General features: G+C 40.7%; 15 protein-coding genes. 11 read left to right on the top strand and 4 right to left on the bottom strand.

The genetic code is table 11. The features are described from left to right. The first annotated feature begins 396 nt into the window (after window positions 1-396). Genes IX83_RS04500 through fdx form a run of 7 tightly spaced genes read left to right on the top strand, consistent with a single transcriptional unit; the run spans window position 397 to window position 5,563 of the window. A complete protein-coding gene (locus tag IX83_RS04500; RefSeq protein WP_038499704.1) occupies window positions 397-885 on the top strand; it encodes an Rrf2 family transcriptional regulator in 489 nt (162 codons plus the stop codon). Window positions 886-894: 9 nt separating this feature from the next. Then, a complete protein-coding gene (locus tag IX83_RS04495; RefSeq protein WP_038499701.1) occupies window positions 895-2,121 on the top strand; it encodes an IscS subfamily cysteine desulfurase in 1,227 nt (408 codons plus the stop codon). A gap of 15 nt (window positions 2,122-2,136) precedes the next feature. Next, window positions 2,137-2,520 carry a Fe-S cluster assembly scaffold IscU gene (gene iscU / locus IX83_RS04490; protein WP_038499698.1) on the top strand — a complete coding sequence of 128 codons (384 nt, stop codon included), beginning with the start codon at window positions 2,137-2,139 and terminating at the stop codon, window positions 2,518-2,520. Between the two features lie 16 nt (window positions 2,521-2,536). Further along, the gene (gene iscA, locus IX83_RS04485; protein ID WP_038501556.1) at window positions 2,537-2,860 is read left to right on the top strand and encodes an iron-sulfur cluster assembly protein IscA; all 324 of its coding nucleotides are present in this window, start codon (window positions 2,537-2,539) and stop codon (window positions 2,858-2,860) included. Window positions 2,861-2,863: 3 nt separating this feature from the next. Continuing rightward, window positions 2,864-3,352: a Fe-S protein assembly co-chaperone HscB gene (gene hscB / locus IX83_RS04480; RefSeq protein WP_038499695.1), complete on the top strand. Its 489-nt coding sequence runs from the start codon at window positions 2,864-2,866 to the stop codon at window positions 3,350-3,352. 13 nt (window positions 3,353-3,365) lie between these two features. Next, on the top strand, window positions 3,366-5,225 hold the full coding sequence (gene hscA / locus IX83_RS04475; RefSeq protein ID WP_038499692.1) for a Fe-S protein assembly chaperone HscA: 1,860 nt from the start codon (window positions 3,366-3,368) through the stop codon (window positions 5,223-5,225). Beyond that, a complete protein-coding gene (gene fdx, locus IX83_RS04470; protein WP_038499689.1) occupies window positions 5,225-5,563 on the top strand; it encodes an ISC system 2Fe-2S type ferredoxin in 339 nt (112 codons plus the stop codon). Before hscA ends, fdx begins: the two co-directional genes overlap by 1 nt. A gap of 168 nt (window positions 5,564-5,731) precedes the next feature. Here fdx and IX83_RS04465 read toward each other — a convergent pair whose 3' ends face one another. Together IX83_RS04465 and ygfZ are read right to left on the bottom strand one after the other, a co-directional pair. After that, window positions 5,732-6,520, bottom strand: coding sequence for a TatD family hydrolase (locus tag IX83_RS04465; protein ID WP_038499686.1), 789 nt, complete (start codon window positions 6,518-6,520; stop codon window positions 5,732-5,734). Beyond that, complete coding sequence (ygfZ, locus tag IX83_RS04460; protein WP_051919281.1) at window positions 6,517-7,350, bottom strand: CAF17-like 4Fe-4S cluster assembly/insertion protein YgfZ; 834 nt, start codon at window positions 7,348-7,350, stop codon at window positions 6,517-6,519. The genes IX83_RS04465 and ygfZ overlap by 4 nt, the downstream gene beginning before the upstream one ends. Before the next feature lie 49 nt (window positions 7,351-7,399). Between ygfZ and mltG the strand changes: the two genes are divergently transcribed. Genes mltG through holB form a run of 3 tightly spaced genes read left to right on the top strand, consistent with a single transcriptional unit; the run spans window position 7,400 to window position 10,030 of the window. Further along, a complete protein-coding gene (gene mltG / locus IX83_RS04455; protein WP_038499683.1) occupies window positions 7,400-8,401 on the top strand; it encodes an endolytic transglycosylase MltG in 1,002 nt (333 codons plus the stop codon). Between the two features lies 1 nt (window position 8,402). After that, window positions 8,403-9,008 (top strand): dTMP kinase, encoded by a 606-nt coding sequence (tmk, locus tag IX83_RS04450; RefSeq protein ID WP_038499680.1) that lies wholly within the window; start codon window positions 8,403-8,405, stop codon window positions 9,006-9,008. Beyond that, window positions 9,005-10,030, top strand: a complete 1,026-nt coding sequence (gene holB, locus IX83_RS04445; RefSeq protein ID WP_051919660.1) for a DNA polymerase III subunit delta' — start codon at window positions 9,005-9,007, stop codon at window positions 10,028-10,030. The genes tmk and holB overlap by 4 nt, the downstream gene beginning before the upstream one ends. Window positions 10,031-10,456: 426 nt before the next feature. Here the strand turns inward: holB and ppsR are convergent, their stop codons facing one another. Then, window positions 10,457-11,308 (bottom strand): posphoenolpyruvate synthetase regulatory kinase/phosphorylase PpsR, encoded by an 852-nt coding sequence (gene ppsR / locus IX83_RS04440; RefSeq protein ID WP_038499678.1) that lies wholly within the window; start codon window positions 11,306-11,308, stop codon window positions 10,457-10,459. Window positions 11,309-11,595: 287 nt separating this feature from the next. Between ppsR and ppsA the strand changes: the two genes are divergently transcribed. Beyond that, window positions 11,596-13,968, top strand: a complete 2,373-nt coding sequence (gene ppsA, locus IX83_RS04435; protein ID WP_038499675.1) for a phosphoenolpyruvate synthase — start codon at window positions 11,596-11,598, stop codon at window positions 13,966-13,968. A gap of 263 nt (window positions 13,969-14,231) precedes the next feature. Here the strand turns inward: ppsA and IX83_RS04430 are convergent, their stop codons facing one another. Further along, entirely contained in the window at window positions 14,232-14,891 is a 660-nt protein-coding gene (locus tag IX83_RS04430; RefSeq protein WP_038499672.1) for an NAD(P)H-dependent oxidoreductase, read from the bottom strand. Window positions 14,892-14,949 lie beyond the last annotated feature (58 nt).

The raw sequence follows: 14,949 nt of genomic DNA, 5'->3' as shown, positions 1-14,949 counted from the left end.
CATCTAGGTCATGTATCCACAACATGCGACATCACGCCGTACTGAGTTAACGCACTTAAGTCAGGTGTCCGCAACACAACCACGCCATGTCGCTCTAAGTTAACCCACGCTCAAGTTGACAGACTTGTTCCCGAATGTCTTAAATAAGAAAAAACTCACTTAATTCATTGTATAATAGAAATTTTGTCTGGTTTGGTTAACGATAAGAATCATATATTTTTAGTTTTAATTAAACCGAGATTGGCTTAAATTACCACTTTTGACCCTCTTGTACCTCAGAAACTCATCTTTTTATCATTATTTTCTCATGTCTCGATAATTCCTTAGTAATTTACTCGGGAATTATGTTATACTATCGTCTGTTTTAATGACCCAATACATATTAAGAGGATAGTGATGCGTCTAACAACAAAAGGCAGATTTGCTGTAACAGCAATGATCGACATTGCTCTGAGACAGAATAAAGGGCCTGTTCGATTAAGTTCTATCGCTGAACGTCAGAACATTTCACTTTCTTATCTGGAGCAATTATTTGGAAAGCTAAAAAAGGTCAAACTGGTCGATAGCTTTCGCGGTCCGGGAGGTGGGTATGTATTAGCCCGTTCCGCAAATAGTATAAGTATTGCAGAAATTATTTTAGCTGTGGACGAACCGATTGATGCGACTTCCTGTGGGAATAATGAGCCCTGTACAACGGGTCGCAACGGTATGGAAGATGGTCGTTGCATGACCCATAATCTTTGGTCAAGACTCAATCGCACGATGCTACAGTTTTTAGATTCTGTAAGTTTACAAAGTTTGGTAGATGAAAATCGTATGACAATGAATCAGCAACAAGCCATTATTCATCCAGCCAAATTTATTCAAAATACAACTGGTATCTAAGGAGCATTCATGACTTATCAACTTAATCCCAATCTACCTATTTATCTTGATTATTCGGCCACAACGCCTGTTGATCCGAGAGTGGTAGATAAGATGGTTCCTTGGTTATTTGAGCATTTTGGTAATCCTGCCTCACGTAGTCACGCTTGGGGTTGGGAGGCTGAAGAAGCGGTTGAACAGGCTAGAAAACAAGTGGCAGATTTGGTTGGAGCCGATCCGAGAGAGATTATTTGGACTTCAGGTGCAACGGAATCGGATAACTTAGCGATCAAAGGTGCCGCACTTTTTAATGAACCGAAAGGTAAACATATTATCACGGTAAAAACAGAGCATAAGGCTGTGTTAGATACCTGTCGTGAGTTAGAAAGAATTGGTTTTGAAGTCACTTATCTTGATGTACAAGAAAATGGTTTGATCGACATCGATTATCTAAAAGACAGCATTAGACCGGATACGACCGTCGTATCCGTGATGTTGGTAAATAACGAAATTGGTGTTATTCAAGACATTGAAACAATTGGCAATATCTGTCGTGAAAAAGGCGTTGTTTTTCACGTTGATGCTGCTCAAGCAACAGGAAAAGTAGCGATTAATTTGGCCCAATTACCTGTCGATTTAATGAGCTTTTCGGCACATAAATGCTACGGACCCAAAGGCATTGGTGCCTTGTATGTTCGCCGTAAACCAAGAGTCAGAATTTTGTCTCAAATGCATGGTGGTGGCCATGAAAGAGGCTTGCGTTCGGGCACGTTGCCTACTCACCAAATCGTGGGTATGGGGGCAGCTTATGAATTGGCTAGATTAGAGATGGCCGAAGAAAATAAACGTATTCGTCTTCTACGCGATCGTTTGTGGAATCAGCTCAGTCATATTGAAGAAATTTATATCAATGGTGATATGGAACACCGCATTGCTCACAACTTAAACGTTAGCTTTAACTATGTTGAGGGCGAGTCTTTGATGATGGCGATAAAAGAATTGGCGGTATCTAGCGGTTCGGCCTGTACATCAGCCAGTTTGGAACCCTCATATGTATTGAGAGCCTTGGGACGTAATGATGAATTGGCACATAGTTCTATTCGCATGACATTGGGACGCTTTACCACAGAAGAAAACGTGGACTTTGCCGCAAAATTGATTATTGAAAATGTTGCCAAATTACGTGACATGTCGCCTTTGTGGGATATGTACAAAGAGGGTATTGATTTAAGCACTGTCCAATGGGCAGCTCACTAATTTAAAGGATATAACATGGCATATAGTGATAAAGTTTTGGATCATTATGAGAATCCTAGAAATGTAGGTGCATTTGATAAAGATGATCAAGATGTAGGAACAGGTATGGTGGGAGCACCCGCCTGTGGTGACGTGATGAAACTCCAAATCAAAGTAAATGAAGAGGGGGTCATCGAAGATGCAAAATTTAAAACCTATGGTTGTGGATCGGCGATTGCATCGAGTTCTTTGGTAACAGAATGGGTCAAAGGTAAAACCTTAGATCAAGCCTTAGACATTCGTAATACCGATATTGCTGAGGAATTGGCACTACCACCTGTAAAAATTCATTGTTCTATTTTGGCAGAGGATGCGATTAAAGCAGCGGTAGAAGACTATCGCAAAAAACATCAAAAGTAAGAGGTGAATCATGTCAATGGAAGTGACACTCACACAACGTGCAGCAGAACATATCAAAAAATATCTTGAACGTCGCGGTAAAGGTTTAGGCTTGCGAGTTGGGGTGACCACGACAGGTTGCTCAGGGATGGCTTATAAACTGGAATACGTGGATGATCCTGAAAGCAGTGATAATGTTTTTGAAAGCTTTGGTGTAAAAGTATTTGTGGATCCTAAGAGTTTGCCTTATATTGCTGGCACGGAACTGGATTTTGTGCGTGAAGGCTTAAACGAGGGATTTAAATTTACTAATCCTAATCAAAAAGCATCTTGTGGCTGTGGTGAATCCTTTAGCGTATAACCTATGGACAATTACTTTGAACTTTTAGGCATACCGCAGCGGTTTGAATTATCGTTAGAAGATTTAGATCAGCGATGGAAAACGGCCTCAGCCAAAGTCCATCCTGATCGCTTTGCTTGGGCCAGTGCTGCAGAAAAGAAAACAGCTATGGTTTGGGCTACGCGAATTAACGATGCTTACCAAACCTTGAAAGATCCGATTAAACGTGCCAGTTATTTGTGTCAACTTCATGGCGTTGAGATTGAGTCGGAAACGAATACAGCGATGTCTCCTGAATTTCTGATGAAACAGATGCAACTGCGTGAATCCATTGATATGGCTCGTTCTAACCCTCAAGCGATGCAAGCGTTAAAGTCCGATTTAAACAAAGACTGGCATCAATTGATTCAACAATTGGCCAACGCTCTTGATCAAGAAAAAGACTTTGTTCGCGGTGCTACGCTTGTTCGTGAGGGTATGTTTTTGCAAAAAGTTTTTAAAGAATTTAATTAATTAACAATACATTATGGCATTATTTCAAATATCTGAACCGGGTCAATCTCCCAAACCTCACCAAAAACGTTTAGCAATTGGTATTGATTTAGGAACGACTCATTCTTTGGTGGCATCCGTTAGAAATGATGTTGCCGAAGCTTTCCCTGATAAGAACGGACGCGTGTTGATGCCTTCTGTGATTCGTTATTTAAAGAATGGTCAATATGAATACGGTTATCAAGCCATCAGTAGTCAAAACCAAGATCCCGTTAATACCATTGTTTCTGTGAAACGTTTAATGGGGCGATCATATGAAGAGGCCCAAAGTCTCGGACTGCCATATCACCTTGAAGCCTCAGATACGATGGTGAAACTCAAGGTTTATGACAAAGTGGTCACACCAGTGGAAGTATCGGCCAGAATTTTAGAAGTTTTGCGAAAGCGTGCAGAAGACACTTTAAAAGATGATATTGTGGGGGCCGTCATCACGGTACCTGCTTATTTTGATGATACCCAAAGACAAGCAACTAAAGATGCAGCAAGATTAGCAGGCATTAATGTACTTCGTTTGATTAATGAACCGACTGCAGCAGCCTTGGCCTATGGATTAGACAATCAGATCGAGGGCGTTTTTGTGGTCTATGATCTGGGCGGTGGTACCTTTGATGTATCGATTTTAAAGTTAAGCAAAGGAGTCTTTGAAGTTATTGCCACCGCAGGTGATACGCAGTTAGGAGGCGATGACTTTGATAAATTAGTGGTGGACGATATTTTGCGTCACCATGACAAAGATCATTTAACCGCCCAAGATAAGCGTTCCTTGTTGACTTTGGCACGCAAAGCACGTGAACGATTGAGTACAGAACCTAGGGCTGATATTAAGATTAGTTTGTCAGATGGTTTGCATATTGATCAAAATTATCCGCGAAGCCATTTTGAAAACATTGCACAGCCTTTGGTACATAAAACGTTGGATATTGTGAAACAGGCCCTCTCAGATGCCCAATTATCCGTTAAAGATATTGATGGCGTGGTGTTGGTAGGGGGTGCGACACGTATGCCGATTATCCGTGATGAATTAGAGAAGTTTTTTGGACAAGCTCCTTTGTCAAATTTAAATCCCGATGAAGTGGTGGCATTAGGTGCGGCTCGCCAAGCCAATTTATTAGTCGGTAATACAATGGCTGATCAGGATTGGTTGTTATTGGATGTGACACCGTTATCGTTAGGATTGGAGACAATGGGCGGTTTGGTTGAACATATTATTCCTAGAAATAGCACTATTCCCGTGGCACGAGCTCAAGAATTTACCACTTATAAAGATGGTCAAACTGCCATGAGCTTGCATATTCTGCAAGGAGAACGTGATACGGTAGAAGCTTGCCGTTCTTTGGCACACTTTGAATTACGAGGTATTCCGCCCATGGTGGCAGGTGCAGCACGTATTCGTGTGACATTCCAAGTGGATGCGGATGGATTGTTAAATGTTGAAGCCCAAGAGTTAAGTACAGGCGTTAATGCAGGCGTGACGGTAAAACCTTCTTACGGCATCAGTGAGGAAGAAATCGCTAATATGCTACGCGATAGTATAGAACATTCTAATGAAGATGCCCAAATTCGCATTCATCGCGAACAGCAAGTGTCGGCTAAACAGCTGATAGAGTCTGTTCACTCCGCGTTGAAAACGGATGCTGATTTATTAAGCTCAGAAGAACAAGCTGAAATTGAACGATTAATCCAGACCACTATGCAAGCGGTTGAACAGGGCAGTACAGAAGAGATTCGTGCTAATGTATCCGCTTTAAGCCAAGCAACGGATGGTTTCGCTGCCAAAAGAATGGATAGAAGTATTCGCCAAGCATTGTCTGGTAAGTCTGTAGGAGATTTATAATGCCAAAATTAACTGTATTGCCTCATGAAACCTTATGTCCGCAAGGAGCTGAACTAGAAGTTCCAACGGGTAAAAATCTGTGTCAGGCTTTGTTGGAAGCGGATATTGAAATCGAACATGCCTGTGAAATGTCCTGTGCTTGCACAACCTGCCACGTGATTGTCAAAGAGGGATTTGATTCATTAAACGAGGCAACGGATGAAGAAGAGGATATGTTGGACAAAGCATGGGGCTTGCAAGCGTATTCTCGTTTGTCCTGTCAATCAAAGATGGGTGATGAAGATTTAGTCATTGAAATTCCAAAATACACTTTAAATCACGCTAGAGAACATCATTAATCTTTGGTGAAAATAAAAGATTAAGCTGAAATGTCCAAAAACAGGGCGTTTCAGCTTATTTTTATATCTATAGCAACTACAAAAAAACGATGTCTCTAAAATCAGTCACTTCAGTTTCTTGTATGAATAAGACTTAAAAAGCATTCGTGATAGACGAAAAAAAAACTATTAAAAAACGATGTCTTTCTGAAAGATCTCTAAAGTATTTTTTGTGCTACTTTGAATCAAGGTATCCAAAGGAACGCCTTTAATCTGTGCGATTTCTTCTGCGATTCTGCCTAATTCATGAGGTAGGTTCATCTCATCTTTATCTAGCCAATAAGGCGGAATATCGGGAGCATCCGTTTCTAACACGATGGACGATAGATCCACTTCGCATAAAAGACGACGAATATTTTTGGCTCTGGACCATGTACAAGCACCGCCAAACCCAAGTTTTAGCCCTTGTTTAATATAGGATTCAGCTTGTTGCATACTACCATTAAACGCATGAGCAATGCCTCGAGTGATTTGGTATTGTCTGAGGTATTTGATTACTTGATCAGCGGATTTGCGTGTGTGCAACATCACGGGTAATTGGTATTTTTTAGCCAAGGATAGTTGTGCCTTAAAAATCTGAATCTGTTTTTCTTCCTCGTTATCAGGATAATAAAAATCTAATCCAATCTCGCCCAAACCTAGGAACTTAGGGTTATCGAGCTGTTCTTTGATTAAGGATTCTAAGGTCTCAATATCCTTTTCTTGCGTTTCGTGCATGAAAAGAGGGTGGATGCCCAAACAGAAGTACAGCTGTTTATAACGAGCACTTAATGCTAAGGCGGTTTCATACTTGGACATACTGACTGTCGGTATGATAATGGCCCCAACACCTGCTTGGGCGGACTGTTCTAATACATGTTCAATCTCTTTTTCAAAAGAAATAAAGTCAAGATGACAGTGTGTATCGATCAGTTTCATTGTGCTTCTTTAGCGGGAGTGAGGGAGACGACACATAGAACAAAAACCGTTCCGTCATGATGACAGACATTCACGATTTCTCCGATTTCATTATTCGGAAAGGTCAGATCTTGGCCCGGTTTTAAATACAGAGGATCGCTATAATCCCCGTCTTCGTTTAGCGGTGTGTCGCCAAGAGAGAGGCTTTCATAAGACAATTCAGCTTTACGTAAACCACGTTTAATCTGTCCGCGATAATGCGTGCGAGCGATAATCTCTTGCCCTGTATAACAACCTTTTGTATAAGAGATGCCACCTAAAGCATCAAAATTCAACGCTTGTGCGAGAAATCTTTCTTGCGTTCCAGCCGTAATCCAAGGATATCCATCAAGAATATCAGCTTTTTGCCAAGCAAATTCATCTTCTTTAGAAACGGCCGTATTCTCGGTATAAGGGAAAATAAGATGGCGATCCGCACCAAAATACAAGTGATAGGTGTCATTGATTTTCTTGACAGAGAGTTTAGGCTGTTCAGAGGGCTCAAAACTCATGCCAATTTGATCATGAATATCAATGGTAACTTTAGCACGCAAAATATACATTTTTAGGCGTTTTTGGACGCTTTCTGCAATGTCTGCACGCACTAAAGCATAAATGGTTTCTTGATCTTTCCACAGCCAGAAATTCGCTAACAATCGGCCTTTTGGCGAACAGTAAGCAGCTAGTTTAAGTTCCGTCTCGTTTAGTGTGCGAACGTCTTGGCTGATTTGTCCTTGTAAAAAAGTGCTAGCGTCTTCGCCTTGGAAAGTTAAAATAGCGAATAATGTGGTTTTAGATGTAGTATATGACATAGTTTTCTATAATAGAGGATAAATAATTTTTTTAAATTACCAACGAATTATGTGGCGTTTTATTAAGTATACCTTTTCGGCATTAATTTTTCTATGCCTAGTCTTAGTGGTGGCAATCATCGGAAAAGTGTATCATTGGATTGATCACCCTGTTGCGATGAAAGAAGACAAAGTAATTATCGAGTTTCCCAAAGGGACATCCATTAGAAAACTCGCTAAAACCATGGAAGAAAAGGGCGTTGAGATTATTCCTGATTTATGGGTTGCTTACGTGAATTGGGAGGGGGATGCGAAATTATTTAAAGCAGGTGCGTATGAAATTCATCGTGGAGATACGCCAAGAAGCATTATTGATAAGATTAAAAACGGACAGGTATTGCAGTTTAAAGTGACTTTGGTAGAAGGACGCACGACCAAGGATTATTTAAACACGGTGAACGCTGATCCGAACTTAGTTCACACTGATTTAAGCCAGCTAAAAGAAAAATTAGGCATTCCTTATGAAAGCATGGAGGGCCTGTTCTATCCTGATACTTATGTATTTTATTATGGGGCTTCAGATCTTGTCGTGCTAAAGAAAGCTTATGAACAAGCTCAGAAAATTTTGCAACAAGAATGGGCAAATAGGCAAGCGAACCTACCTTTGAAAACGCCTTATGAAGCCTTAATTCTGGCCTCTATTGTGGAAAAAGAAACGGGTCATCCAGAAGATCGTGCAAGAATTGCTGGCGTGTTTATCAACCGTTTGAGAGCCAATATGAAGCTACAGACTGATCCGACCGTGATTTATGGCATGGGTGAGAACTATACAGGTCGAATCAGAAAAGTAGATTTACAAACCGATACACCGTGGAACACTTATACACGCTTGGGTTTGCCACCCACACCTATTACCAATCCCAGTTTGGCCTCTATTAAAGCAGTGTTACATCCTGAAGAACATGACTACTATTATTTTGTCTCAAAAGGCGATACAACCAGTGCATTTGCTCGAAATTTAAATGAGCATAATAAAAACGTCAAAAAATACATACTGAAAAAAGGACAGTGAGATGAGTGGCTTATTTATTACACTTGAGGGGATTGATGGAGCAGGCAAAAGCTCGCATATCGATTGGTTAGAACAACAGTTTGTCCAACAAGGCAGACAGGTAGTCAGAACGCGTGAACCGGGCGGCACACCTGTGGCAGAACAGTTAAGACAGTTAGTGTTAAACGAAGATATGTCGGATTTATCAGAGTTGTTATTGGTGTTTGCAGCACGTGACGATCATTTAAAAAAAGTGATTTTGCCCTCATTGGCGGCGGGTAAAGTGGTGTTATGTGATCGCTTTACCGATAGCACCATTGCTTATCAAGGCTATGGTAGAGGGGTATCGTTGAATGTGATTCAGCAGTTTAAGGATTTGATTCAGAAAGGGCTAGAACCTGATATTACCTTTGTTTTTGATATTGATCCGATGATTGCTAATGAACGAATGGCGGCCTCTCGCACGCATAAAGATCGTTTTGAACAAGAAGCCTTAGATTTTTTTAATAAGGTCAGACATGGATTTATCAAGCAAAGTCAAACGTCAGCTAGGTACTGTCTAATCGATAGTAGCCAATCGATGGATGTTATTCGTCAGCAATTATGGCAAAAAGTGGTGAGTTTATGATGAGTCCATTTGAGTTTTATCCTTGGCAGTCTCCTGAAGCTTGGTTAACCGACCCCCGAATGAATCATGCTTGGTTAATTCATGGTCAAAAGGGAATAGGTAAGTTTCAATTTGCCTTGGCTGGCAGTGCTAGCTTGTTGTGTGAATCGCCTAAAAATGGCTTGGCTTGTGGTCATTGTCAATCTTGTCATTTATTTGCATCATGGAATCATCCTGATTTTCGATTATTGATTTCAGATATGGAAGCTTCAGAACGAGGATTATTGACGCATTTAATTGACGATCCTCAGAAAGCGACTTCAAAACAAATTCTGATTGGCAAAGTACGTGAATTAGATGATTTTCTAAGCATCTCCAGTCACCGAGGTGGGCGACGTGTCGTGATGATCTATTTGGCCGAAGACTTAAATATTGCTTCCTCAAACGCTTTATTAAAGTCGATTGAAGAGCCCTATGGAGAAGTCGTCTTTTTGCTGGTTTCACATTCGATGGGCCGTGTGTTGCCGACGATTATTTCAAGATGTCGTCGTCTTTTCTTGCCCATTCCGCCTGAATCGCAATCCATCGCATGGTTAACACAACAAGGCATTGAACATCCTCAGGACTATCTGGCGGCCGGTAGTGGAGCCCCTTTGCAGGCTGCAAGTTATGCTTCATCAGAAAATGAACCGATTGCTTATTGGTTAAAAGACTTTGCTCATCATTTATGCTTGCCTCAGTTTCCAAGTCTTTCATCCTATGTTGAAAAGCTAGAAAATATAACGATTTCAGAGTGGTTGGCCAGTTTATATCGTTTCTTGTTAGATATTGCTTTGGTCCAACGAACAGGCCATTCGCACTACTATCCCTCATTGCAATCATATTATCAGACCATCGCTCAACAGACTAATTGTCTGGTGATCAGCCAATTACAAAAATGGTTAAATGAACAAATTGCATTAAATAATTTGAATATTAACCTCAATCCTAAAAACTTTGCGTTAACGGTTTTGCAAAAGGTTGTTCAAAATTTAAAAAAATAAATTGACGGTGCGATCGGAACGTGTGGATGTTGATGATGTTAACAGTTATCTCGATCCCGCATGAATAGGTCGTTTACTTCGATACGTAGGTAGATGCTTGTTTTACTCGGAATGTGTGGTAGATTGGTGTGTTCGTGACGAGGTTAAAAATAAATTAGCCAGAGTATCTTTCGTATGACTTATTCTGGCTAATCTAACTAAAACGCAAAAAATGAAATGTAAAAACGAATGAAATCCGAACATAAAACTAAGATCGCAAATAATCTATCGTTTTTAACTTCCGTATTTATCTAAAATACATCACCGTAACACTATCGACTTATCTTAAACAGACGGCGTTTTCTTTATCCATCACCTTAACACCATCGATTTATCTTAAACAGACAGTGTTTTTTTCATACATCACCTTAACACCATCGACTTATCTTAAACAGACAGCGTTTTCTTCATGTTTCTGTCTAATCCTAAAATATGCAAAACAGTAGTTGAGATTTCTTCCACAGAACGTGTGGTGGTGGATAACCACTCGATGCCTTCTTGTTTCATCATATCTTCGGCCGCTTCCACTTCCATCACGCATTGGACGATAGACGCGTATTTGCTATTTGGTCGTCGTTCCTCACGAATTTGACTTAATCGTTCAGGATTGATAGAGAGGCCAAAAAGTTTGTCTTTGAAAGGATGAAGTGTAGAGGGTAAAGTGCCTCGCTCAAAATCCTCAGGAATTAACGGAAAGTTGGCCACTTTTAAACCATACTGCATGGCAAGATACAGGCTAGTAGGCGTTTTGCCACAACGTGAGACTCCCACTAAAATGACATCTGCCTGATCTAAACCATGAACAAACTGTCCATCATCATGGGCAAGGGTAAAGTTGATGGCATCCATTCTTTTGCGATAAGCGGCGGATTCTGCATCTAAATGTGAACGACCGACCACGCGTTTGGGGCTGACTTCCAAAGCGTTAGATAGTTGTTGAACACAAGAACCAAAAATATCCAGAAAAATACAAGGAGCCTCTTTGATAATATTTTGTAGTTCATGATCGACAAGCGTACTAAACACGATAGGCTTGGCATTGTCCGCAATATGGGCTTCTTTGATGGCGTAAAAAACTTCTTTTGCTTTCTCAACCGTTGTAATATAAGGTTCTCTGGCTTGTTTGAAATCAAAATCTGAAATAAATTGAGTCAGGACAGAGTTACTAAACGTCTCGGCAGTAATCCCCGTGCTATCCGAAACAATAAATACGGTTCTTTGTGGTAAGGTAGTTGACATAGTGTTCCCCGTTTTGAGTCAATACAGTTGTTTATCCATAAGCTAGCATTGATTTTAAAACAAGTTACCTTTGATACAAAAAAAGTGAAAGGGTTTTACGGTGAATGAGTCATAATTCTGTGACAAAGCCCCCTCAAAATAGTACAATCCTTGATAGTGATAATTGCTTAAAAAGGTCACATAAACTTATCGATAATAAAAGGCTCATTAACTAGAAGTATAACGACATGGCTGTGTTTCTAATTAATTCGCTTTTTTAATTTTTTTCAATTATTAGGAGACGTGATATGTCTTATGTGTTACCTTTTGAGCAGTTGCGTATGACTGATGTTGGCTCGGTGGGCGGTAAAAATGCCTCGTTGGGCGAAATGATTAGTCAGCTTTCTTCTGCAGGTGTTCGTGTTCCGGGTGGTTTTGCCACGACGGCCGATGCGTTTAGAGACTTTTTGAAAACCGATAACTTGGATAAACGCATTGAAGCACGTTTAGAAGATCTGAATCCTGAGGACGTAATTGCTTTAGCTGAAGCAGGTAAAGAAATCAGACAATGGATTATCGACACACCTTTTCCCCAAGCACTTGATGATGCGATTCGCCAGGCTTATGCTCAGTTAGATGCCGATGGTAAAGGATCGTTTGCCGTTCGTTCATCAGCTACTGCGGAGGATTTGCCCGATGCTTCTTTTGCAGGTCAACAAGAATCTTATTTAAACGTCGCAGGCATTGAGGATGTCTTAGAAAAAGTACATTTAGTGTTTGCTTCGTTATATAACGACCGTGCGATTTCTTATCGTGTTCACAAAGGGTTTACGCACGCGGAAGTGGCTATTTCTGCGGGTGTTCAGCGTATGGTACGTTCTGATAAAGGTAGTTCTGGTGTGATGTTCACATTGGATACAGAGTCAGGATTTAGAGACGTGGTGTTTGTGACTTCATCTTATGGTTTGGGCGAAAAAGTGGTCCAAGGTGCGGTGAACCCAGATGAATTTTATGTGTTTAAACCTACGCTAAAAGCGGGCAAATATCCCATTATCAGCCGTAGCATGGGTTCTAAATTAGTGAAAATGATTTTTAACGATGATCCTGATGCTCATGAGTCGGTAAAAGATGTCAGTGTGGATATTAGTGATCGCAATCGTTTTTCTATCACTGATGAAGAAGTGATTGAGTTATCGAAATACGCGTGCATCATTGAAGAACACTATGGTCGTCCGATGGATATTGAATGGGGCAAAGACGGTGTCGATGGTAAAATCTACATTCTTCAAGCTAGACCTGAAACCGTACGTTCCCAAGAGTCAGAAGAACGCATTATCCGCAGTCATAAGTTAAAAGCCAGCAGTGCGGTATTGACATCAGGACGTGCGATTGGACAGATGATTGGTTCAGGCCCTGTTCGTATTATCAATAGTGCTTGTGAGATGGATGCAGTTCAACCGGGTGATGTATTAGTTACCGATATGACGGATCCAAACTGGGAGCCCGTGATGAAGCGTGCGGCGGCTATTGTGACAAACCGTGGTGGTCGTACTTGTCATGCGGCGATTATTGCACGTGAATTAGGTGTGCCTGCGGTAGTAGGTTGTGGGGATGCGACTGAAGTATTGAAAGACGGTCAAGAAGTGACGGTTTCATGTGCTGAGGGCGATGAGGGTAAGATTTACGAGGGCCTTTTAGAGACGGTTATCGAAGAAATCGATTATCAAGATATGCCTGAACACCCTGAAAAACCCGCAAAATTGATGATGATCTTGGGTAATCCAAAATTAGCCTTTGCAAGCTCTAGAATTCCTAATGCAGGTGTTGGATTAGCTCGTTTAGAGTTCATTATCAATAACCACATTAACCTACATCCTAAAGCTGTATTGGACTATCCGAACATCGACCATACTTTGAAATTGGCGGTGGAATCTGCTGCTAGAGGGTATGCAAGTCCCAGAGATTATTTTGTGAAAAAACTGGCAGAGGGTGTAGCGACCATTGCGGCGGCTTTCTATCCTAAACCTGTGATTGTTAGATTGTCGGATTTCAAATCTAACGAGTATCGTAAGTTAGTGGGTGGTTCACGCTATGAACCGATTGAAGAAAACCCTATGCTTGGTTTTAGAGGTGCGTCTCGTTATTTGGCAGAGGACTTTGCTGAATGTTTCCGTATGGAATGTGAAGCGATGAAGTTTGTGCGTGAAGAGATGGGCCTAACAAACGTGGAATTGATGGTACCGTTTGTAAGAACCATTGAACAAGGCAGAAAAGTGATTGATTTACTGGCCAAATACGGTTTGAAACGTGGGGAAAATGGTTTACGTATCGTGATGATGTGTGAAGTACCTACGAACGCCATCCTAGCTGAAAAATTTCTTGAATATTTTGATGGATTCTCGATTGGATCTAATGATATGACCCAATTAACCTTAGGTTTAGACCGAGATTCAGGCATGGATATTCTGACTCAAGACTTTGATGAACGAGATGAGGCCGTACAGTTTATGCTAGAACGAGCCATCACGGCATGCAATAAACTGGGCAAATATGTTGGTATTTGTGGTCAAGGGCCAAGCGATCATATTGATTTGGCACAATGGCTATGTGAAAAAGGCATACAGTCTATTTCATTGAGTCCGGATACAGTTGTCTCAACATGGAAGCGTTTGCAGGGATAATCTGAAAACCGCTTAAATACTAGCGTTGCACATTGGTGTGACGTTAGTAGGAAAGGCGAAAAGAATAAGGGGTTTGAATACCCCTTATTTTTTTAAATTAAAGCACCCTAGAGGGAATGGGGGAGACCTTTATAAAGTTTGAGTACCCCCTTATTTTTTTGGAGATTAAAGCACACGACTTTAACATGTATTTATCGTGTTCTGTTTGAACAGCTCTTATTTTTTGAAGATTAAAGAACTAGAGTTGCCTGTCAGTTTTTTAATTAAAGATAGGTGACTAATTCATCTAAATCTAATCTGAGGCGTTTTTGTGCGTCATTGGCACGATAGCCAAATACCACAGCAACGGAAACCGCATATTTTTCAGGATCAAACGCACCTGCATCCGCTAAAATCTTATTCACAGAGTCATAATGCATTCCCTCGATGGCACATGAATCAATACCCATCATCGCAGCGGCAGTCATAACATTTCCCAAAGCAATGTAGGATTGTTTACAAGCCCAATCATACAAGGCACGAGGCGTTTCTAATAACTTCATATCCTCAACTTGGAAGCTTTTATAACGTTCTAAGGCCTTAGGCAATTTGTCAGCTGGAATACCACGACGCTCAAAGATCTTAGGAAATTTTTCATTATCATAGCGAGGATTTTTTTCAACGATAAAAAATAATACTTCGCAAGCCTCGTTATCTAAGTGTTTAACCATTCCCCAAGAATAAGGTTGGATCGCTTTTCTGAGTGCGGGATCACGTAAGACTAAGATTTTCCAATGCTCATAGCCTAAAGAGGTGGGCGAGAGTCTGGCTGTTTCTAAAATAACTTGTAGATCTTCTTGAGGTATTTTTTTATCGGTACGAAATTCTTTGCAAGCATGTCTAAAATTGAATATATCTAAAATCGTTTTTTTGTCGATCATCATAAAATCCTTTTTAAACTTCTGTTAAACGAAATGGTCATGAGGTTTTGAAACTGGCCAT

Source organism: Basilea psittacipulmonis DSM 24701 (genome assembly GCF_000743945.1).
GTDB lineage: Bacteria > Pseudomonadota > Gammaproteobacteria > Burkholderiales > Burkholderiaceae_B > Basilea > Basilea psittacipulmonis.
Note: the sequence above shows the minus strand (reverse complement) of the source record. Positions and strands in the feature narration are given on the sequence as shown.